Source organism: Lysinibacter sp. HNR (assembly GCF_029760935.1).
Taxonomy (GTDB): Bacteria; Actinomycetota; Actinomycetes; order Actinomycetales; family Microbacteriaceae; genus HNR.
Genome location: NZ_CP121684.1, coordinates 775,301 through 795,071 on the forward strand (window position 1 = coordinate 775,301; position 19,771 = coordinate 795,071).

Here is a 19,771-nt window from a genome sequence, read left to right on the forward strand (position 1 = left end):
GCGGCACCTGAATTGATGAGTCTTTGAGTCCCCACTCCGTGGAACCTGGCTACACCTTCGGCATGTTCTTGGTCACGCAGTGGATCCCACCACCACCGCTGGCGATCTCGTCGATGTTCACCAGTTCGATCACCCGGCCGGGGTACAGGTCCTCCAGCAGTTCGCGGCAGTATCCATCGGCTGCGTCATCACCGAAGTGTGGAGCAACCACCGCACCGTTGATCGGCAGGTAGTTGATATAGCCCAGCGCCAGATCGTCGTTGTTGCGAGTATGTACGTTGTCGCGTCCGTCCAGCGGCGGTGGCAGCGTGTGCACCTGCAGGCGACGACCATCGGCATCGGTGGCCTTGCGCAGGATCCGCAGGTGCTCGCGGGTTAGATCGTAGTCGTAGGACTCCGGGTCGTTATCCAAATTGGCGATCACCACACCCGGACGCACGAAGCGTGCATAGAAATCCACGTGTGCATCGGTGATGTCCTTACTGACTATGCCGGGCAGCCAGATCACCCTGCGTAGGCCAAGGTTGTGCTTCAGTTCTGCCTCGATGTCCGCGCGTGACCGGCTCGGATTGCGGTTGTCGTTTACCCAGCAGCTTTCGGTAAGGATAGCTGTACCGTGGCCATCGACTTCGATACCGCCCCCTTCCCCAACTAGATTGCTCTCCAGAAGCGTTGCGCCGGTTACCTGTGCCAGCCATGGTGCCACCGCGCCGTCGTTGCGTGCACCCTGCTTGCCTCCCCATCCCTTAAAATTGAAATCAACCAAGCCTAACCTGTCTTTGCCGTCAGTGACGAAGCATCCGCCGTAATCACGCACCCAGATATCATCCAACGGTACCTCTAGGAACTCGGTGTTGTCGCTGCCGCAGTGGTTCTGTGCCTGCTTCCGCTGCGCCGGGCGGCACAGTACGCTGACCGGCTGGTGGTGGGCGATTGTGCGGGCCAGCCGGGCCACGGCCCTGTTCACCGCGTCTGCCTGTGTTCCCCACACGCGGGATTGCGCGGCGAAGGCCAGGAAAACTCGTTCCTGCGGGCCGTGCTCGTCAGGCATCCGCCAGGTAGCCGCTCCGGGCCCCGTCGAAGTCACGCGGTCCGGTAACTTGGCCAGGATCGGTGAGGTCAAACCACCAAGGCCGGTGACATAAGCCAACCGGGTGAGAAAATGACGACGACTATTCACGACGGACTCCATGGGTGGGGTGGGACCTAATACTACCTTGGCCACCTGTATTCCGTGGGAGCAGGCGTCCGTGCAATTGGAGACGGTGCGGCAGCGCCACACGTCCTCTTCTGTCATTGCGGATATCGAGGCACACGGGATGCATGTGACAGCTGACCTGAAAGTACCGCCTTGATTCCTCAAGGCCCAGGTGGGTTTGCCAGCCCACGGGTGCCATTCTCAGGGTGGAGGAGATACCGCCACGATCTCGAAAGAATCGAGACAAAACTAGGTCTCGCCCCAGTTCTCTTTCGCGCGTAGGCTAGGAACCATGGCTGAAAAAATCACTCCCTCGGTTCCTCATGTTGAGCTCAACAATAAAACTCGTATCCCTCAGCTCGGCTTTGGTGTTTTTCTTGTGGACCCGCCTGAGGCGCAGCGCGTGGTCACCGATGCCCTCGAGCTGGGGTATCGTCACATCGATACCGCCGCGATTTACAAAAACGAGGAGGGTGTGGGGCGCGCGATTGCCGCATCTGCACTACCTCGAGAAGACCTCTTCATTACCACCAAGCTGTGGAACACAGACCAGGGTAAAGACACGACTTTGCCCGCCTTTGAAGCTAGTCTAGACAGGCTCGGTCTCGACTACGTCGATCTTTATCTCGTGCATTGGCCCGCGCCGCAGCGCGACACCTACGTTGAGTCGTATCGGGTTCTTGAGGGCATCCTCGACTCGGGCCGTGCCCGGGCCATCGGCGTTTCGAATTTCCTCATTCCCCACTTGGAACGACTTCTCGCCGAAACCGGTGTGGTTCCGGCGGTGAATCAAATTGAACTTCACCCCTATTATCAGCGTCGTGATTTGGTTGAGTTTGGCCGTTCCCGAGGCATCCACACCGAGGCCTGGGGTCCGCTCTCGCAGGGAAAATCCGCTCTTCTCGAAGACCCTATGATAACGGCTATTGCCGCGAAGCACGGCAAGACCCCGGCTCAGGTTGTGCTGCGCTGGCACATCCAACGGGGTATTATCGTGTTCCCCAAAACAACAAGCAGAGCGCGCGCTGCTGAAAACTTCGATCTTTTTGACTTTGAACTCACCCCGGATGAGCAGGCGGCAATCACGAACCTTGAGAGGGATCTGCGTCTGGGAGCCGACCCGCTCGAGGTCAACTAACCGTCCGGGGTGGCTCTCCCCGCCCTGTTGTCAATTTGTGCGCACTGAGGTGCATCCGAACTCGCTGTTTTATTTCATTGTCACACTATTCGTAAAAACTCTATTAATGGCCGGATTTGGTTTACGTGTTTTGTAGTGGCAACATTATTGGGTGAACTCTCAGTCAACAGTTGAGGTGAGTAATCTCACCAAAAGATACGATAAGCGAAGCGTTTTAGACGGGGTAGGTTTTGAGATCCGTCCCGCCGAAATATTTGGGTTACTCGGGCCAAACGGTGCCGGAAAAAGCACAACGATTGAGATCCTCGAGGGGTATCGGTCGCGTGACGGAGGCTCTGTGCGGGTGCTTGATGCAGACCCCCAAACAGCGGGACTCGAGTGGCGGTCACGCATCGGAATTGTGGGGCAGAGCAGCCCGGATTTTGGGGTATTCACGGTTGCCGAACAGGTGAGATATTTTTCTCGCTTCTACCCCAATGCCCGACCCGTAGACGAGGTTCTGCGGCTGGTGGGCCTTGAAGATCGCGCCAGCGTGCGGATCAATAAGCTTTCCGGTGGGCAGCGACGTCGAGTGGACGTGGCGATTGGTATTGTGGGTCGCCCCCACCTGCTCTTTCTTGATGAGCCGACCACCGGGTTTGATCCCGAGGCGCGGCATCAGTTCTGGCAGCTTATCCGTCAGCTACGCGACGAGGGGACCACAATACTCCTGACCACCCACTATCTGGACGAGGCGGCCGAACTGTGTGACCACCTGGCTGTTCTTACCCGGGGGACCATAGTGCACTCGGGAACCGTGGACACCCTCGGTGGTGAGCACTCACGGATTCCCCTTGTTCGCTGGAAGGATGCGTCCGGAAATAGTCACGAGCAACGCACCACCGAGCCAACCCGGCTTGTTCACGAGTTAGCTAAGCAGCAGGTTGTGGGTGGCATGTCGGCAGCGGAGGCGATGGGTGAGATTCCGTTTCTTGAGATCGTACGTCCGAGCCTGGAGGATGTGTACCTTTCGCTTATCGGTACAGAGGCATCTACTGAGAAAGACACGGTCCCCACTACAGAAAAGAGAACGTCATGAGTACACAGGAACGAGCGTTTTCTGCCACGGGGGTGGGTCGTACCGTCTCGCTGGGAATAAGCCAAGTGGGATACGAACTGCGTCGCTACTCTCGATCAACCGGCCAGGTTTTCTTCACTTTCTTTTTCCCCTCCCTCATGTTTCTTCTTTTGGCGACGGCCTTTAGCGGCATGGGTGAGGTCGGTGTGCAGCCCGATGGTACGGGCGGGATAAGCCAGGCGGCCTATTTCTTGCCTGGAATGTTGGCCTCAGGAATTCTTCTGAGCGGTGTTCAGGGTCTGGGGATCGATATTGCTGTTGAGCGTTCCGCGGGAACTCTCAAACAATTGGGCGGCACCCCGCTCTCGCCCACGAGCTACATGATTGGTAAGGTCGGTCTTGTCCTTGTGAGTGGAATTGTGCAGGCCGCGCTCCTCCTGGGAATCGCTTTCTTTGTTTATCGGGTTGAGCTTCCCACGGAGCCGTCCCAGTGGCTCACGTTCGCCTGGATCTTCGTTCTGGGTATTTTGACAAGCACGATATTGGGAGTGGCTATTTCGGCCCTTCCTCGGGGGAGCCAGGATGCCAGTGCAATAATCGTCCCCATCGTTCTAGTTCAGCAGTTTATTTCCGGCGTGTATATTCCCTTTTATGTGCTGCCAGAGTGGTTGCAGAACGTTGCTTCTGTATTTCCTCTGAAGTGGATTGCACAGGGCATGCGCAGCGTGTTTTTTCCCGAGCACTTTGCTTCTATGGAGCAGAACGGGGAGTGGGGTCTGGGCTGGATAGCACTTGCACTGCTGCTCTGGGCCGTGATTGGCTTTGTGTTTACGCGTCTCACATTCCGTTGGGTGCGTGCGCGCTGAGCGCAGTGCTACCCCAGTAATGAAGCCCACGGGGCGGTAGCCCGCGTGCGAAACGCGTAGCGGTGACTGGGAACAGGCTTAACCCGCGTGGGTCACAAGCGGTGCTCCGGGGTCGCTGACCCACTCGTCGAGCGAGCCATCGTAGAGTGAAACCCTGCTGTGACCAATGAGAGTGAGGGCGAGGGCATCTGCGGCGGCCGCTATTCCTCCCCCGCAGTAGGTGACAACGTGATCCGCGAGGGTTGCCTCTCCAAGACGGTCGGCGAGGCTTTCCCTGTCGAGAAAAGTGTTGGTGGACTTGTCGAGTAGGCGGACGACGGGGACGCTCACGCTACCCGGTATGTGGCCGGGGCGCAAACGTGGGGCCACCTCACCGGTGAACTCGCGGGGCGGTAGCCCACACACGAGGGTGGCATGCTCTGTCCCGTTCACGACCCTCTCCACAAACTCTTTATCTACCCAGAGTTCGGGACGCTCCGTGGCCGTAAACTGCGCGGTGCGGGGCTCAACATGACCGAACTCAAGCGGGAAGTCCGCAGCAATCCACGCTTTTAATCCCCCGTCAAGAACGGCTACTCGGTCATAACCGAAGGCTCGAAACAGCCACCACACCCGTGCCGCAAAATGGCCCAGGCTACTGTCATAAACGATAACGCTCGTGGTGTTGGTGATACCGAGCGCCCCCACTGCTGCAGCGAACCTTTGAGCGCTGGGCCTGCTAAAAGCGTACCCTGTGGTGGGGTCGGAAAGCTCCGTAATGACATCGGCAAAAATAGCGCCGGGGAGGTGACCGCCGACTAGATATTCTTCATCCCCGCTCACATAGAGCGGTTTTCCTCCCGGTCCGTCTACGGGGAAGGCAGAGGCATCGAGAATAACGATATCGTCGGCACCCAGGTGATCGTATAGCCACTGGACTGAAACGAGGGGGCTGTCGGGTATCTCTGGAAGTGTCGTACTCATATGACCATGCTCTCAGGAGAACACGGTTAACCCCAACCCCTGTGCAAAATGAGGTCATAATTGTAAGTCCTAGATTAGTGAGTAATTTGTGTAACGACGAAGCCTATAAATAGGTAAATAATAAGTAAATTTTATAATTCTCTATGTTTATGTGCTTTATCTGCATATCCTTATACCTATGCATTCTTTTGTTTCTGCCCTTATGGTGGCGGGAGTAATGGTTGTTACTGTGGCCCTTCAGCCGGTGAGTGTTGTGAACGCTCGTGTGGAAGATTCATTCCACCTGGCTCAATCTTTTCCGGTCGAGATTGATCAAGCGGAGGGACAGCCTCGCGCCATTCTCTCTGAGAGGATAGACACCCCTATGTCTATCCCGGAGATGGAAGTTTCCGTCCACGATACGGCTGAGGTTGTGGATAAGTCTCGCCCCGGCCCGAGCGAAGGATTGGAGACCTCCGTTTCTGATCCGGTTGAAGAGACTGGGGGATTTGCCCCGGCTCCTGTTGAAAACTCCGGGGGCGGCGAGGAGCACCCTCAATCTCTTTCTCCGTAGAATCCTCAAGGGAACATCCGTGACACTGAAAAAACGGATGATCCGGAGGCCCCTGCTTCTCCGAAACAGGATGTGAAGGATATCGTGGGTACTTTACCGTCTGTGGACAACCCGAACGACACCGACAACCCGAACGACACGAACAACCCGAACGACACCGACAACCCGAACGACACGAACAAGCTGAACGATACCAACAACCCGAATAACACGAAGAACGGCTCTGATGGCTCGGGGGAGACCCGGCGTAACGACCCAACCGTCGGCTATGCACCGGCGGAGATAGGTGAGAATAAAGCCGTGCTCAGGGCAGTGATTAATCCGCGTAATAATGATGTATCGGTCGCTTTTGTTTACGGTTTTACCTCACTGTATAGCGTGCGATCCATGGAGAAAAATATCTCAAAAGATGAGAGCGAAGTAATGATCTCGGCTGAGATAGCCGGCCTTACCTGCTCCACCGCATACCACTATGCTGTTGTTCTCACCGGAGAATTTGGGCGGGTACAGAGCGGAGATTACGCTATCACCACGGGTATGTGTCGGAACAACCCGCATCCCGGGGATGATGTCGCGGGGTCCCTGCTCCCCATCACGAGTGGGTTTTCTCGTCAAGTCTCTTCCCCCGAAACCGGGGGAAATCTGGCCCAAACGGGTTTTGCCTCCGATCAGGGTCTGATTGCGGGCACCATGTTATTACTGGGCGGTGGGGCGGCTCTGGGTTATCGAAGTCGAACCTGGCGCCGCGTGCGTGGATCTTCAGACCGTGCTCGTATTCCCGCAAAGAACAAGTAGGACACGCCTCCTCTGCGGGTAGTGAGTATCTGGCTAGAGCACGCCGTAGTGGGTTCAGAGAGCAGGGATCCCTAACGAAGCGTTTTGCGGGAGGTAATCTGCCCGGTATCAAAACCGAGTAGATGGAGTCCCCCGTGAAAGCGTGCGTGCTCAATTTTGATACAGCGATCCATAACTACTGTGAGCCCTTTTTCTTCACCGTAGTATGCGGCTTCCTCGTTCCAGATGCCAAGCTGAACCCAGATGGTGGGGCTACCGGCGGCTACAACACTATCGATCACCGAGGGAATATCGCTTGCTCGGCGGAATACCACCACGATGTCCACCACCTCGGGGAGGGAAGCCAGATCCGGGTAGGCCTTTTCGCCGAGGATCTGATCGGCATTGGGATTGACAAAATATACTCGATAGTCGCTTGACTGCTGCAGGTAGGTTCCCACGAAGTAGCTGGAGCGGGCGGGGTTGGGGGAGGCTCCTACAATCGCGATTGATTTAGCCTGTCGGAGGAATCCCAACCTTTCTTTTGCGGTTGGGCCGAGCCAGGTCCGCTGCGAACTGAGTAGTTTAGCGAGGGGGGAGTCAGCCGGTAGGTCGCAACTCAGACCGTTGGCAAGCTGGGTGGTGGCGAGCTGTGAGGATGACGTCGCGTTCATAGAGACTCCTGTGTTGTGGGCTTCGTACCGGTTTTAACCGCTGCTGTGAGTGCTTGGTCAAGGTCGTAGATGATGTCTTCTGCGTCTTCGAGGCCAACGCTCAGCCGAACGGTGCCCGCTCCGATACCGGTGTCGGCGAGCTGCTGGTCGGTGAGCTGTGCGTGTGTTGTTGACGCGGGATGAATGATGAGGGTTTTGACATCACCAACGTTGGCCAGGTGGCTGGCCAGGTTGACGTTTTCGATGAGCGCGCGCCCCGCTTCGCGCCCCCCACGCACGGTAAAACTAAACACCGAGCCCGGTCCTCGAGGGAAATACTTCTGCGCGCGATCATGGTGTGGGTGGTGGGGGAGACCAGCCCACGAGACCGTCTCAACACGGCTATCGGCGTCTAACCATTCCGCGACTCGTCCCGCGTTATCAACGTGTGCCTGCATTCTGTAGGGCAGAGTTTCTACACCCTGGGCGAGCAGGAACGCGGAGTGTGGGGCCAGGGTGGGGCCGATATCGCGCAGTTGTTCGGCTCTGAGCCGGGTAAGAAAAGCGTATTCTCCGAAATTGCCGGACCACTTGAGCCCCCCGTACGCGGGGACGGTCTCGTCGAAGAGGGGGAACTTCTCGCTGTGCCAATTGAACCGACCCGACTCCACCACAACACCGCCGAGGGTTGTCCCGTGACCGCCGAGAAACTTAGTGGCGGAGTGGATCACTATGTCGGCACCCCACTCGATAGGGCGGTTGAGGTAGGGAGTGGCGAGTGTGGCATCAATGATGAGCGGGATACCCGCGGCGTGGGCTACCGCAGCGAGTCCCTCGATATCGGCAATTTGGCCGGAGGGGTTGGAGACGGACTCGGCAAAGATGAGCTTGGTATTCTCAGCGATTGCCGCGGCGTAGTCGGCAGGATCTGATGACTGCACAAAAGTTGTGTCTACACCAAAACGGCGAAGCGTGATGTCGAGCTGCGTGATAGAACCGCCATAGAGGTTGGAAGAAGCAACGATATGGTCCCCCTGACCCGTAAGCGAAGCAAAGGTAATGTACTGCGCGCTGAGTCCGCTCGCCGTAGCAACAGCACCGATGCCCCCCTCTAGGCTGGCCACACGTTCTTCGAAACTCGCAACAGTGGGATTCGACAAACGCGAATAAATGTTTCCGTATTTTTGAAGAGCAAAGCGTGCCGCAGCGTCCGCCGTGTCGTCAAAGACAAAGGAACTGGTCTGGTAAATGGGAAGGGCCCGAGCGCCCGTGATGGGGTCTGGGATATTACCCGCATGAATTGCGCGGGTGTGGAATCCGTATTCGCGATCTGCCATGTCACTCAGACTAGCGGCACCGGCGAATTTTGTGGGCCCTATCGTAACAATGTGAAACCGGCATTCCTGCGCGGGGGCAGGTTCTGGTTATGGGGCGCCTGCGGTGTGCTAGGTCGCGGAAATTTCGTTATAGCCCTCGGCGCGTTCCTGCCCGGTAAGCGTGTGGATCGCAGCCATGATGCGGTCGGTGGCCTCCCGGCGGTCTTTACCCGAGGCTGACGAGGACAGGCCAGAAAAATCGACAGGGGGTCCAAAGCTCACGGTGATAGGGCTTTTCTTCCCCGGTGTCCCGTCGGGGCGGAGTAGCCGCCCCCGATCCGAGCCGATCAGGCCTACCGGTATTACGGTCGCTCCCGTCTCTAGAGCAAGCCACGCGACTCCGGTGCGCCCTCGATAGAGTCGTCCATCACGTGAACGGGTTCCCTCGGGATAGATTGCAAAAGTGCCACCGGAACGCAAGATATCACGCCCAACGTTGAGGGACGTTTGCGCGGCACCACCCGCGCCGCGTTTAACCGGGACGGCGCCGATGGTGTTAAAAAACCAGCGCTGGATACGTCCGAAGACCCTAGCCCGTTCAAAGTAGTGGGACTTCGCGAGAAACTGTACCCGGCGGGGGACAGCGAGTGGGATAATAATGCTGTCGCGTGCGGCCAGATGATTGCTGGCAAAGAGCACGGCTCCCCGGGTAGGAACATTGTGTTTACCCACCACACGAATCCTATAAGCAAATCGTCCGAGGGGGGTGAGAACAGCCCGTCCCGCAAAGTAAACGAGCCCGGGCTTGGAGGATCCGGGGGGAACCTCGGATAGTTTTGCCGGGCGCTTCGATTCCAAACGAGTCATTCGCACACCCTACCTCCTTGGGTATTCCTTGAACGGAATGATGCGGGATGTGCCATCACCCGGGAGGTGAATTTTGTGGGCTTTGGAGTGGGGTGGAGAGTATTAACAGATAACCACGGGAAGATTAAACACTGTGGAGTGTGACGGCCCCTTGATAGGATGTTCGTGCACAACGCTTTGTTGACAGACTAAATAAGAATAGACAGTCTATCCCGTACGAATATCGAAATGAGACACGTTGAAGCTCCGAGTCGTTCCCGTCTTTATGGCAGCATTTGCCCTCACCCTTACCGGTTGTACCATTGCTGACGCTAACTTCACACAGCAGGCAAAAGAAGCAGGGTGTGAGATCCCGGCCTCGGGGAGTCAAAGCGACTCCATAAAAGTAACCGGGGAGTTCGGCGAACAACCCACCGTTGAGTTCAGTACTCCACTCAAGGTAGACGGTGTTCAGCGCACCATCTTGATCGAGGGTGATGGAGACATCATAGTCGAGGGTGACACCGTGAAATCACGACTGACCCTCGTTAATGGAGTAGATGGCGAGCAGATCGCCTCGGAGGAGCTAGACCTCCCCGTCGACAGTTCAGTCCTGCCCACGCCGGGATGGCTTGCAATCGCCGATTGCATGCCCGTTGGCAGCCGTGCTGTCACCACCATGAGCGGTGCTGATCTTTATGGTGAAACGGGTAACGAGACTCTGGGGATAACGGCCGAGGACAGTGTAGTGATCGTTGTAGATGCGCAGCGCACGGTCTTTAACTGCACGGGTGAGCTGCCCGATAACTTCCTGGATCGTGCCGAGGGAGAGAGTGCCTCGCTGCCCGATGGGTTCCCAACCCTTACACTGGCGGATAACGGCGATCCCACGCTGACCTTTCCCGAGGGTTTTGTGCCCGTCAACGAGCTGAGAATTGCAAACAGCATTAACGGCGAGGGCGAAGAGGTTCAGGAGGGCGACTGCGTTGTTGTGCACTACAAGGGTATGAACCAGGAGACCGGTGAAATCTTTGATGAGAGCTGGGCTCGCGGAAATCCCGCACAGTTCACCACCGACGGCGTTATCCCCGGATTCCGTGATGCGCTTGTGGGTCAGAACGTTGGCTCGCAGGTTGTTGCCCTCATTAACCCCGACAACGGCTACGGACCAGCCGTGGAGGGCGATGCAAAAACCGGAAACATTGCTTTTGTCGTTGATATCTTGGCGACAAATCGCTAAAGAATAATAAAGGCTCACGCCCGTTCCTGCACTGTGGTGAGGGGACGGGCTTTGTCTATTGGCGGGTCGACAGCGGTAAGAATCGTATGCTGTCATGATTAACCTATGCGTCGAGTGATAATTTTAGGTTCAACGGGTTCTATCGGTCGTCAAGCTCTTGAGGTTATCCGGGCAAACCCGCATGAGTTTCAGGTTGTGGGCCTCTCCGCGGGTACAGATCTTGCGGGCCTGCGAGCGCAGGCCGATGCTTTTTCGGTGGAAAATACCGCCCTTGGAGCGATGGAATCCGAGCATCTGGTGCGGGACACAGAGGCGGATGTCATCCTGAATGGAATCACCGGCTCCATCGGGCTGGGTCCCACGCTGGCCGCGCTTAAGGCCGGTGCAACGCTCGCTCTAGCAAATAAAGAGTCCTTGATAGTCGGGGGAGACCTTGTTGTCCGGTTGGCCCGTCCCGGACAGATTGTTCCTGTGGATTCGGAACACTCCGCAATAGCCCAGGCGCTTCGAGCGGGCGAGCAACACGAGGTGAGTAGGCTTATCCTGACCGCCTCGGGAGGGCCGTTTCGTGGTCGTTCTCGCGATTCTCTGCGTAACGTAACACCGGCGGAGGCCCTGGCTCATCCCACATGGGACATGGGAAAAATGGTAACCACAAACTCCTCAACCCTGGTGAATAAAGGGCTGGAGGTGATTGAAGCCCATCTGCTTTTTGGGGTTTCATACGATCGGATTGAGGCCGTTGTGCACCCGCAATCTATCGTGCACTCCATGGTGGAGTTTAGCGATGGTTCCACCCTGGCCCAGGCCTCACCCCCCGATATGAGACTTCCCATTTCGCTGGGGCTTAACTGGCCGCGCAGAGTAGCGGGTGCCGTCGCTCCGATTGATTGGGGCCGAGCCCACGAGTGGACCTTTGAACCCCTTGACCGGGTTGCGTTTCCGGCGGTTGAGTTGGCTAAACAGGTTGGCAGGGCTGGGGGAACCTATCCCGCAGTCTATAACGCTGCAAACGAACAGGCGGTTGAGGCCTTCCACAGGGGTAACATCGGCTACCTTGACATCGTGGATACGATAGCTCGCGTGGTTGATGCGCACGACTTTTCGGGAGAAGAGTTGACTCCGGAACTGCTGGCAGACGCGGAGCGCTGGGCACGGGTGCGAGCTGATCAGCTTATCGAGCGTGCGGGTTAGAGACGCGTCAGCGTCTCAGGCACCCAGCCGGAAGAACTGATTAAAAACTTCGGTGTCGTGCGCGAACTAACCGCGCACGACACCGTTATTATTTGCTACGGTACGGTAGCTACGAGATGCCCGCTGTGGCGGTCAACTCCTAGTAGTCATCCGTGCCGGGACGGGGCTCAACCTCAAGGATCTCGAGGAGTGCCGGATCGGTCAGAGGTGATTCACCCACAACCGGTCCGAAGTACTTTTCCATGAGTACTTCGGCATCAGCGACTCCCTGGCGGTCGCTCATCCACTCGATGAAGTCCATCGGGTCGGAGTTGGGGTACTCGCTGAGCGGCTTGAGTCCTTCGGGGGTGGGAACGTCGGTACGTGTGGGCCACGTAATAAACGTTGACTGGTATTCCTTACTGGTGATGAAGGCCAGGTAGAGCTTTGCCGCGGCGGGGTGCTTTGCCTGCTCAAAAATTGCTGTGCGCTGCACCCACGAGATAAAGGGATCTTCCTCGGGGATGATGGCAATGGAGCGCTCCTGCGGCCCGATCGCGTATCCCGTGAGGGTTGCCAGATATCCTTGCTGACCAACCAGAGGCCCGTTGGCCGCTGTTCCACGAATAAACGTGGGGTTTTGGTCGGCAAGCTGCTGCAGGTACTCCTCACCGTATTTTTCCACGATCTTCATGTACACGTACAAAACCGCGTCATCGTCGTGGGGGTAGGGAAGAATTAGCTTCTGATCCTTATACTCGGGTCCCAAGAAATCGAGGTAGCTTGTGGGAGCGGCTGTCAGGCCTTCCTTCGCGTACTGGGGGAAGAATGAGTTCACCCGGAGGCTCACAAAGGCACCATCGGGGTCAGCGTATCCCGGGAACTGTTTTGAGGCTCCCAGGGGCTTGAACTCGAGTAGTTCACCCTGCTCTTTCCACTTGTCAAAGTCGTGAGAGGTCTGGAGCTGTGCCACATCGGGAATGAGCGTGTTTGATGCGAGCTGCTCGTCAATCTTGACGTCGTGGAACTTTGACAGGTCTACCCTGAGATCAAGGTTGATCTCAGGGAATCTCTCGGTGAATAGGCGCCTCACGGTGTCCTGCTGGTCGGGGCTGTCGCCGCCCGCCCAGACGATAAGGTCTCCACCCTCGGCTACCGCGTCTTTGTAGAGCTGTTCCATTTCGGCGGTTTCTTCGGCTAGCGGGGTGCTACCAGGGGTAACTGGTCCCATGACCGGTCCGGAGGAAGTTGCTTCTGGTGTGCTCTCTGAGGATGACCCTGCACTGCATGCCGCGAGTCCCAGGCCCAGCAGGGCGAGTCCGGCTACGGCGGGTAATACTCGTTTTGTTACTTTCTTCATTGTTTAACTTCTTTCCCTAAAAAGACAAATAAATTATGAAACGTGTACTAACTGCACACTCGTGACACCTCCTTGTTGCCGAGACCCACCCTTCGATGGGGGCTCGCAATTCTGCAACAGCCTCGGACGCAGATTATTCCCGGGGCTGCATAAAACTTGTTCCAGGTTCAAAATGCGCAATTAAAGATCTTCTTATAGGGGCGGAATTCTGCCACCAACCATCAAATGTAACAATGTGGTTACAGGTCAAGGGGTGTTATTGTGTCCTGTGCTTGCGCGTCGTGAAATACAATGCATAGGCCAACCGGCTTGTTGGGCTGTTTTTCTTTTTGTCGACGCGCACCGCGATGCGTCGGGATTTTGTACCTCTTTGTATTGCGGTTGTTGATTGTGTTATCGGCACATTTTTTCCCGGCGCCCTGTGAGCACGAGCCTCTAGCGCATCCTTGTTGTGCACAGACTGGGGAAGATGCTCGAGCTACGAGCACAATTGGAAAGCTCTGGAGTTGTCCTGAATTATCAGTGCTGAGGGGGAAAGTAGTTGTACGATGAGCGGGTGGAAGTATTGCTTTATATTTTGGGTGTTGTGGTATTGGTTTTGGGGCTTGCCCTCTCAATCGGGCTACACGAACTGGGGCACTTGATACCCGCCAAACTTTTTAAAGTCAAGGTTACGCAGTACATGATTGGTTTTGGTCGTACCCTGTGGAAGAAACGTAAGGGTGAAACCGAGTACGGCATCAAAATGCTTCCCCTGGGGGGCTACATTTCGATGATTGGGATGTATCCACCGGCGCACAGCGGCGAAGAAGCTCGTGAATCCACCACAGGCTTTCTGAACTCGGTGGCCACCGAGGGCTCACGGGTGGTCAAGAATCGTCCGGGGGAGAGCGGTCACGACGATGCTGTGCACGCCCTGCGTGACGCGCTAGACGCAGACCCTCAGCTTGCAGAGACCCTGCGCCCCGAGGCCCTTCATGTTGATCCCGACCCGGCCAAAACAGATGCGGCAGATATCGTGGTTGAGGGGAAGGACTCCTCTCAGCGCGCCAACTACTTTGTGTCGATGGTGAACGAGGCCAGGGAGGTCAGTTCGGAAAGTATTGGAGATGAAAGCCACAACCGGGCCTTCTACAAGCTTCCGGTATGGAAACGCATCGTTATCATGCTTGGCGGACCCTTCATGAACCTGCTTCTGGCCGTGGTGTTCTACACAATCTTTCTGGTGGGTTTTGGGTTGCCCCAGTCAACCACAACTATCGGCTCGGTGAGCGAATGTCTGGTGCCCGCCACTAGCTCGGTGACCTCGTGTGCTCCGGGCGATGCTGAGGCCCCCGGGGCACAGGCTGGGCTACGTCCCGGTGACCGGATTGTGAGCATCAACGGTGAGCGGATAACCGAGTGGCAGCAGATTCAAGACACCGTTTCGGTGTCGCCCTCACGAGCCCTCAGCGTTGTTGTCGAGCGTGAGGGGTCGGAGGTTGATTTGAGTATTACCCCGGCGCTCAACGCGCGTGCGGTTCTGGATGCGGCCGGGCAGCCCGAGATGGACGCTGCGGGAAACCCCGTTACCGCTGAGGTGGGCATGATAGGCGTGTCACCCACAAGCGAACTGGTCAGGCAACCCGTCACGAGTGTGCTCCCCCAGGTGGGAAACAACATTGAATTGATGGCCCAGAGCATCATTAACCTTCCGTCGCGCATGGTCAACGTGTGGAATGCGGCATTTGGCACCGAGGAGCGCGACCCCACCGGCCCCGTGGGTGTTGTGGGAGTGGGACGTATGGCGGGTGAGATCGCAAGTCTCGATACCATTCCGGTTGCGGTAAAGATTCAGGGGATGGTGGGATTGCTTGCCTCGCTGAACGTTGCACTCTTTGTGTTCAACCTGATTCCGCTGATGCCGCTTGACGGTGGACACGTGGCGGGTGCCCTATACGAGAAAGTGCGTCGCACGATAGCCAAAATTTTTGGACGCCCCGATCCGGGACCGGTTGACACCGCCAAGATGGTCCCCGTTACCTTTGCCGTTGTGATTGTTTTGGGCGCCATGACTCTGCTGCTGTTTTACGCGGACATTGTGAGGCCCATATCGTTACTCGGTTAGTATTCGGTTTGCGGAGGTAGACTGTTCCAGTGGCTGCTGTAAATCTTGGTCTTCCTAAAGTTCCCCAAACCCTTTCCCCTCGCCGAGCGTCCAGGCAGATTAGCGTTGGTAGTGTCTTGGTGGGGGGTGACGCCCCCGTGAGCGTGCAGTCGATGACCACCACGCCCACAACCGATATTAACGCGACCCTGCAACAGATTGCTGAACTCACCGCGACGGGATGCGACATTGTTCGGGTTGCGGTTCCCAGTCGTGATGACGCGGAAATACTGCCCATTATCGCAAAGAAGAGTCAGATTCCGGTGATCGCGGATATCCACTTTCAGCCTAATTATGTATACGCTGCGATCGACGCGGGGTGTGCCGCGGTGCGGGTGAATCCCGGAAATATTCGCAAGTTTGATGATCAGGTGGGTGAGATTGCGCGGCGAGCAAAGGCTGCCGGTGTGAGCATCCGGATCGGGGTTAACGCGGGTTCTCTTGACCCTCGTCTGCTTCAAAAACACGGCAAGGCGACGCCCGAGGCTCTGGTGGAGAGCGCGGTGTGGGAGGCGAGTCTTTTTGAAGAGCACGACTTCCACGATTTTAAAATCTCGGTCAAGCACAACGACCCCATAGTTATGGTTAAGGCATATCGTCTTCTGGCAGAGCGTGGGGACTGGCCGCTGCACCTCGGGGTAACCGAGGCCGGCCCCGCCTTTCAGGGCACCATTAAATCTGCAACGGCTTTTGGTATCCTCCTGAGTGAGGGTATCGGCGACACGATTAGGGTGTCGCTCTCCGCGCCGCCCGCCGAGGAGGTGAAGGTGGGGTTGCAGATTTTGCAGTCCCTCAATCTGCGTGAGCGCAAGCTCGAGATTGTGTCCTGCCCCAGCTGTGGTCGGGCCCAGGTCGACGTATATAAGCTGGCTGACGAGGTGACGAGTGGTCTCGAGGGCATGAGCGTTCCTCTGCGTGTTGCGGTCATGGGGTGTGTGGTAAACGGCCCCGGAGAAGCTCGGGAGGCAGACCTTGGTGTTGCGTCGGGTAACGGCAAGGGGCAGATATTCGTGAAGGGTGAGGTTATCAAGACGGTACCCGAATCCGAGATCGTTGCAACTCTTATTGAGGAGGCGAATCGTATCGCCGCCGAGATGCCCGGGGATAACTCCAGCACAGGTTCTCCCGTTGTTACGGCCTGGGCAAACTAGGCCGCTAGCGCCCTTTCTGCTTCGGCCGTTGCCTAGGAGCTTGCCTCTGCGCTTCCCTCACGGCACTGTGATGAGTGCAGGCCATGCGCTTACTATCGTGTGACCGCTCCGTAGAGAGTGGTCACCATAAACACCAGCCCCGTACCCATCGCTGCAGCTAAGCAACCGAATACTAACAGTCGACGTCTGGGGTAATGCGAGAGGGAGAGAACCTGTCGAGGTGGGGAGGGGGGGTCATCCGTCCCTGGGTATCTTCCTGAACGTGAACGGGTGAGTGGCGTGTTGTGTTGTTGTCGGTGAATCCAGGAGCGTAATTCGCCGTAGCAGGACGGGTTGGCTAGTAGCGTGGGCCAGAGCTCGTGGTGATTTTTGGCAAGTTCACGAAGGGCGCTCTGCGGCGTTGCAGGGTCGGCTGCCAGTGTGTAGTGTCGGTTTTTTTCCGAGGACATCGCGGTGGTCTTCCTGAGCGATTCGAGAGCGCTGCCGCCAATCCGGAGTAGGGTATGCGGCTCAACGCAGAGAGCGGGGGTATGCAGTTATCTCAAACTTTGCGCGTGGCGCGGGTAAGTTCGTGTGGTCGTCAATTGTAACCGTTTGGTCAGTTCGTTGCAACGACTGGATTTAAATATCACACGACTGCGAGCTGTCTTGGTCGCGGTGCGGGTTGGAGGGGCGATCGCGAGCGCACGGGTTATCCGTGTTTCTCCGCTGCGGGCTATCGCGCGGTGCAGCTAACAATAAAAACAAGTTCTTCGACGATAAGGTAGTGGGGTGATCACTGACTACAGCCTCGACAGCAGCGGCGCCGTTTTGGGAGTTGGCGGTGTTGACGACGAGAGCACCGTTATCGGTGGACTTCGGGAGTCGGGTCGTATGTTGGGTTCTGCTCATGATGATTTCCCGGTAGACACGACTATCAACACACCTCGTGGCGGAGGAACCCGCGGGTCTGCGATTGAGGCTTTCCCTCCGCGCCTCGCAACCCCGCCCGTCGCGAGCGTGTTGTTTCCCGACGGAAACAGGTTGTGGCTTAACCGACCACTTGTACTGGGTCGCTGTCCTCAATCCTCGGGTGTCGTGGGAGGGACACTCTCGCAACTAATCCGAGTGCCTTCACCGCGTGGTGTGGTGTCTTCCACCCACGCCCAGATTCGGCAGGAGGGCGAAGTGGTCATTGTTACGGATCTTTATTCGACAAACGGCACCGTCGTAATATTTCCGCGGAAGGTTCCTCGTAGGTTGCGCCCGGGCGAGACCGTGGCCGTTGCCGAGGAAACTGTCATAGATCTGGGCGACGGTATGGAGTGTCGCATTCTTATACAAAACGGCGAGGAAAAATCATGAATGGTGTCGACGACCCTTACGGCAGTGCAGAGGTTGCGGTTGGGAATACCGGGGTAACCCTCACCCTGAGTTGGGCTGCTAAAACCGACGTTGGCCTGAAGAGACCGCAAAACGAAGACAGCCTTGTGGCGCATCCGCCCATATTTGCGGTTGCTGACGGAATGGGTGGACACGCCTCGGGTGACGTTGCAAGCGCCGCCGTTGTGGCTGCTCTGGGGCGCATTACACAGGTGCCCGTGGGGCCCGAGAGGATACGGGCAGAGCTGGAAAATGCTACGCGGGTAATAGAGGCTCAAGCAGAACTTACGGGGGCGGCAGGTGGCTCTACCTGCGTGGGGGTGGCAATCACGGAGAGAGACGGTCAGCCGTATTGGTTAGTTTTTAATATTGGAGACTCCCGCGTTTATGTCGCTTCGCCCGCAGGGCTGCGGCAGCTCTCGGTGGACCATTCCGTGGTGCAGAGCCTCCTCGATGCCGGTGAGATTAGCCTGGAAGAGGCACACACTCACCCCAAGAGGAATGTGATTACGAGGGCAATCGGGTTTGAAGCCTCACCCGTCCCTGATTTCTGGTTGATTCCCGCGATCCCGGGCGAGAGTATTCTGTGTTGTTCTGACGGCCTCACCAAGGAACTCAGCAACGAAGAGATCGCGCTGCGTTTCTCATCGGGGATGCAGCCTGATGTTCTGGTTGATCGCTTGGTCGTGGACGCCCTGGCTTTAGGCGGCAGTGACAACATCAGCGTCATCGTCGTTCGAGTCGATGCGGTACACCCCGCGTCTGAGGAACATCTTCCACCTGGGAGCGGCACATCCAAGGGTGTGGAGTCTGAAGATTGGGAGAGCACACTGCCTCGCTAGAGCGTTATCGTTATTCAGACTTCCCAACGTTTGAGGGTGTGGAATGCCTCTCTCGTGGTAGTTTGATACCGCGCGGTGTCATAAACTGAGTTGTGGATAATCGAATCGAAAATAGTATTAAAGATACGGTAAGTAGATCTGGTCGACAGTAAACATCCAGCGGCTCTGGGTTATGCTGTCTCCGGGGAGGCGAGCTATAAGGGTTCGCATTGAAAGGAATATCATGGCGGCACCATGCAGCTACTGTGGTCGCGAACTTGCGCCAAGCAGTATGTTTTGTGGGAATTGCGGACAGATCGTGCGCAAATCAAACATGTCATCCCCCGTGTCATCTTCAATGGAATCACCGGTGGCAGAGTCGGACCCGGCATCACGAACTGCAATTCCGCGCCCCCCGGCACCTCCGCGCGCGCCGGCTCCCCAGCGTTCGCCGGAGCCTTCGCGCTCGCAACCCACTGCCTCGGGCAGCGAGTTGCCGGTCGCAAAGCCTCCCGTATCGCTGGATACGGTGTCTTTTCCGCCGGAGGCACGTGCCCTTTTCAGGGCGGCGACTCCCGCGGCTCCGCAGCCCCCGGCTCCTCCCGCTCCAAGCGTTACCGAAGCGCAGCCTGCGGATGTCTCCACTGCGGAAAATTATTCTTCCGTGTTCGATACGCCCGTCGAACCGCTTATTTCCGAGGTTCCGCTGGAGGAAGACGCGGACGAGACCATCATTGTGAATAATCGCCAGGGGAATCCGACGGTTTCCTTCGTTCTTCAGCTCAGCACCGGGCAGGAGTTTGTTGTGAACGGCCCGTCACTGCTGGGAAGAAACCCCAAGCCACAGCCCGGGCAGATTGTCGAACACACCTGCGTTGTGCTCGATCCTGCCAGGTCCGTTTCTAAGACACACCTGGAGTTAGGAGTGGAGGGTGACCGGCTGTGGATTCGTGACCTGCACTCGGGGAACGGAACCCGTGTGAGAGAGGGCGGAGCTAAAGAAACCGAGATCAAACCGGACACCAGGGTTTTTGTGGGGCTCCGCACCCGGGTTGAAATCGGAAACGAATTTTTTATCGTTCTTGCGGGTTAGGGGGATTGATCCCCTGTGAATAGACACCCGTCAGGAAATCAATGCACACCCCGCCTCGCGT

General features: G+C 57.0%; 19 protein-coding genes. 12 read left to right on the top strand and 7 right to left on the bottom strand.

The genetic code is table 11. The features are described 5' to 3' along the window. Positions 1 to 49 precede the first annotated feature (49 nt). Positions 50 to 1,180: an agmatine deiminase family protein gene (locus tag FrondiHNR_RS03355; RefSeq protein ID WP_279353839.1), complete on the bottom strand. Its 1,131-nt coding sequence runs from the start codon at positions 1,178 to 1,180 to the stop codon at positions 50 to 52. A gap of 310 nt (positions 1,181 to 1,490) precedes the next feature. Between FrondiHNR_RS03355 and FrondiHNR_RS03360 the strand changes: the two genes are divergently transcribed. The 3 genes from FrondiHNR_RS03360 to FrondiHNR_RS03370 all read left to right on the top strand — a co-directional run bounded on the left by FrondiHNR_RS03360 (position 1,491) and on the right by FrondiHNR_RS03370 (position 4,259). Beyond that, on the top strand, positions 1,491 to 2,336 hold the full coding sequence (locus FrondiHNR_RS03360) for an aldo/keto reductase (RefSeq protein WP_279353840.1): 846 nt from the start codon (positions 1,491 to 1,493) through the stop codon (positions 2,334 to 2,336). A gap of 151 nt (positions 2,337 to 2,487) precedes the next feature. Continuing rightward, the gene (locus FrondiHNR_RS03365; RefSeq protein ID WP_279353841.1) at positions 2,488 to 3,414 is read left to right on the top strand and encodes an ABC transporter ATP-binding protein; all 927 of its coding nucleotides are present in this window, start codon (positions 2,488 to 2,490) and stop codon (positions 3,412 to 3,414) included. Further along, positions 3,411 to 4,259, top strand: a complete 849-nt coding sequence (locus FrondiHNR_RS03370; RefSeq protein ID WP_279353842.1) for an ABC transporter permease — start codon at positions 3,411 to 3,413, stop codon at positions 4,257 to 4,259. Before FrondiHNR_RS03365 ends, FrondiHNR_RS03370 begins: the two co-directional genes overlap by 4 nt. Before the next feature lie 78 nt (positions 4,260 to 4,337). On the opposite strand, the gene FrondiHNR_RS03375 is transcribed toward FrondiHNR_RS03370, so the two are convergent. Beyond that, entirely contained in the window at positions 4,338 to 5,222 is an 885-nt protein-coding gene (locus tag FrondiHNR_RS03375) for a sulfurtransferase (protein ID WP_279353843.1), read from the bottom strand. A gap of 178 nt (positions 5,223 to 5,400) precedes the next feature. Here FrondiHNR_RS03375 and FrondiHNR_RS03380 point away from each other — a divergent pair, with 178 nt between their 5' ends. Both FrondiHNR_RS03380 and FrondiHNR_RS03385 read left to right on the top strand, forming a co-directional pair. Next, positions 5,401 to 5,775: a hypothetical protein gene (locus FrondiHNR_RS03380; RefSeq protein WP_279353844.1), complete on the top strand. Its 375-nt coding sequence runs from the start codon at positions 5,401 to 5,403 to the stop codon at positions 5,773 to 5,775. Between the two features lie 84 nt (positions 5,776 to 5,859). After that, the gene (locus tag FrondiHNR_RS03385; protein WP_279353845.1) at positions 5,860 to 6,570 is read left to right on the top strand and encodes a hypothetical protein; all 711 of its coding nucleotides are present in this window, start codon (positions 5,860 to 5,862) and stop codon (positions 6,568 to 6,570) included. Between the two features lie 71 nt (positions 6,571 to 6,641). Here FrondiHNR_RS03385 and FrondiHNR_RS03390 read toward each other — a convergent pair whose 3' ends face one another. From FrondiHNR_RS03390 to FrondiHNR_RS03400, 3 genes are all read right to left on the bottom strand, one after another. Further along, positions 6,642 to 7,223 carry a CoA-binding protein gene (locus FrondiHNR_RS03390; RefSeq protein ID WP_279353846.1) on the bottom strand — a complete coding sequence of 194 codons (582 nt, stop codon included), beginning with the start codon at positions 7,221 to 7,223 and terminating at the stop codon, positions 6,642 to 6,644. After that, positions 7,220 to 8,539: an O-acetylhomoserine aminocarboxypropyltransferase/cysteine synthase family protein gene (locus FrondiHNR_RS03395; protein ID WP_279353847.1), complete on the bottom strand. Its 1,320-nt coding sequence runs from the start codon at positions 8,537 to 8,539 to the stop codon at positions 7,220 to 7,222. Before FrondiHNR_RS03395 ends, FrondiHNR_RS03390 begins: the two co-directional genes overlap by 4 nt. 108 nt (positions 8,540 to 8,647) lie before the next feature. Next, on the bottom strand, positions 8,648 to 9,385 hold the full coding sequence (locus FrondiHNR_RS03400; RefSeq protein ID WP_279353848.1) for a lysophospholipid acyltransferase family protein: 738 nt from the start codon (positions 9,383 to 9,385) through the stop codon (positions 8,648 to 8,650). 238 nt (positions 9,386 to 9,623) lie between these two features. Between FrondiHNR_RS03400 and FrondiHNR_RS03405 the strand changes: the two genes are divergently transcribed. Together FrondiHNR_RS03405 and FrondiHNR_RS03410 are read left to right on the top strand one after the other, a co-directional pair. After that, positions 9,624 to 10,604, top strand: coding sequence for an FKBP-type peptidyl-prolyl cis-trans isomerase (locus FrondiHNR_RS03405; RefSeq protein WP_279353849.1), 981 nt, complete (start codon positions 9,624 to 9,626; stop codon positions 10,602 to 10,604). A gap of 105 nt (positions 10,605 to 10,709) precedes the next feature. Then, positions 10,710 to 11,798: a 1-deoxy-D-xylulose-5-phosphate reductoisomerase gene (locus FrondiHNR_RS03410; RefSeq protein WP_279353850.1), complete on the top strand. Its 1,089-nt coding sequence runs from the start codon at positions 10,710 to 10,712 to the stop codon at positions 11,796 to 11,798. A gap of 139 nt (positions 11,799 to 11,937) precedes the next feature. Here the strand turns inward: FrondiHNR_RS03410 and FrondiHNR_RS03415 are convergent, their stop codons facing one another. Continuing rightward, positions 11,938 to 13,137: an ABC transporter substrate-binding protein gene (locus FrondiHNR_RS03415; protein WP_279353851.1), complete on the bottom strand. Its 1,200-nt coding sequence runs from the start codon at positions 13,135 to 13,137 to the stop codon at positions 11,938 to 11,940. A gap of 556 nt (positions 13,138 to 13,693) precedes the next feature. Between FrondiHNR_RS03415 and FrondiHNR_RS03420 the strand changes: the two genes are divergently transcribed. The 4 genes from FrondiHNR_RS03420 to FrondiHNR_RS03435 all read left to right on the top strand — a co-directional run bounded on the left by FrondiHNR_RS03420 (position 13,694) and on the right by FrondiHNR_RS03435 (position 18,638). Next, complete coding sequence (locus tag FrondiHNR_RS03420; protein WP_279353852.1) at positions 13,694 to 15,244, top strand: site-2 protease family protein; 1,551 nt, start codon at positions 13,694 to 13,696, stop codon at positions 15,242 to 15,244. Positions 15,245 to 15,273: 29 nt separating this feature from the next. Further along, a complete protein-coding gene (gene ispG, locus FrondiHNR_RS03425) occupies positions 15,274 to 16,434 on the top strand; it encodes a flavodoxin-dependent (E)-4-hydroxy-3-methylbut-2-enyl-diphosphate synthase (RefSeq protein ID WP_279353853.1) in 1,161 nt (386 codons plus the stop codon). A gap of 771 nt (positions 16,435 to 17,205) precedes the next feature. Beyond that, a complete protein-coding gene (locus tag FrondiHNR_RS03430; RefSeq protein WP_279353854.1) occupies positions 17,206 to 17,778 on the top strand; it encodes an FHA domain-containing protein in 573 nt (190 codons plus the stop codon). Then, positions 17,775 to 18,638: a protein phosphatase 2C domain-containing protein gene (locus tag FrondiHNR_RS03435; protein WP_279353855.1), complete on the top strand. Its 864-nt coding sequence runs from the start codon at positions 17,775 to 17,777 to the stop codon at positions 18,636 to 18,638. Before FrondiHNR_RS03430 ends, FrondiHNR_RS03435 begins: the two co-directional genes overlap by 4 nt. A 240-nt stretch (positions 18,639 to 18,878) precedes the next feature. Here the strand turns inward: FrondiHNR_RS03435 and FrondiHNR_RS03440 are convergent, their stop codons facing one another. Then, positions 18,879 to 19,262, bottom strand: a complete 384-nt coding sequence (locus tag FrondiHNR_RS03440; RefSeq protein ID WP_279353856.1) for a hypothetical protein — start codon at positions 19,260 to 19,262, stop codon at positions 18,879 to 18,881. 19 nt (positions 19,263 to 19,281) lie between these two features. Here FrondiHNR_RS03440 and FrondiHNR_RS03445 point away from each other — a divergent pair, with 19 nt between their 5' ends. Continuing rightward, the gene (locus FrondiHNR_RS03445) at positions 19,282 to 19,710 is read left to right on the top strand and encodes an FHA domain-containing protein (protein WP_279353857.1); all 429 of its coding nucleotides are present in this window, start codon (positions 19,282 to 19,284) and stop codon (positions 19,708 to 19,710) included. The last annotated feature ends 61 nt before the right edge of the window (positions 19,711 to 19,771 follow it).

What these genes read in the sequence shown, in the direction of transcription:
- FrondiHNR_RS03360 (WP_279353840.1), top strand. Translation starts at nt 1,491, where the DNA reads ATGGCTGAAAAAATCACTCCCTCGGTTCCTCATGTTGAGCTCAACAAT.
- FrondiHNR_RS03370 (WP_279353842.1), top strand. Translation starts at nt 3,411, where the DNA reads ATGAGTACACAGGAACGAGCGTTTTCTGCCACGGGGGTGGGTCGTACC.
- FrondiHNR_RS03375 (WP_279353843.1), bottom strand. Translation starts at nt 5,222, where the DNA reads ATGAGTACGACACTTCCAGAGATACCCGACAGCCCCCTCGTTTCAGTC.
- FrondiHNR_RS03380 (WP_279353844.1), top strand. Translation starts at nt 5,401, where the DNA reads ATGCATTCTTTTGTTTCTGCCCTTATGGTGGCGGGAGTAATGGTTGTT.
- FrondiHNR_RS03390 (WP_279353846.1), bottom strand. Translation starts at nt 7,223, where the DNA reads ATGAACGCGACGTCATCCTCACAGCTCGCCACCACCCAGCTTGCCAAC.
- FrondiHNR_RS03395 (WP_279353847.1), bottom strand. Translation starts at nt 8,539, where the DNA reads ATGGCAGATCGCGAATACGGATTCCACACCCGCGCAATTCATGCGGGT.
- FrondiHNR_RS03400 (WP_279353848.1), bottom strand. Translation starts at nt 9,385, where the DNA reads ATGACTCGTTTGGAATCGAAGCGCCCGGCAAAACTATCCGAGGTTCCC.
- FrondiHNR_RS03410 (WP_279353850.1), top strand. Translation starts at nt 10,710, where the DNA reads ATGCGTCGAGTGATAATTTTAGGTTCAACGGGTTCTATCGGTCGTCAA.
- FrondiHNR_RS03415 (WP_279353851.1), bottom strand. Translation starts at nt 13,137, where the DNA reads ATGAAGAAAGTAACAAAACGAGTATTACCCGCCGTAGCCGGACTCGCC.
- FrondiHNR_RS03435 (WP_279353855.1), top strand. Translation starts at nt 17,775, where the DNA reads ATGAATGGTGTCGACGACCCTTACGGCAGTGCAGAGGTTGCGGTTGGG.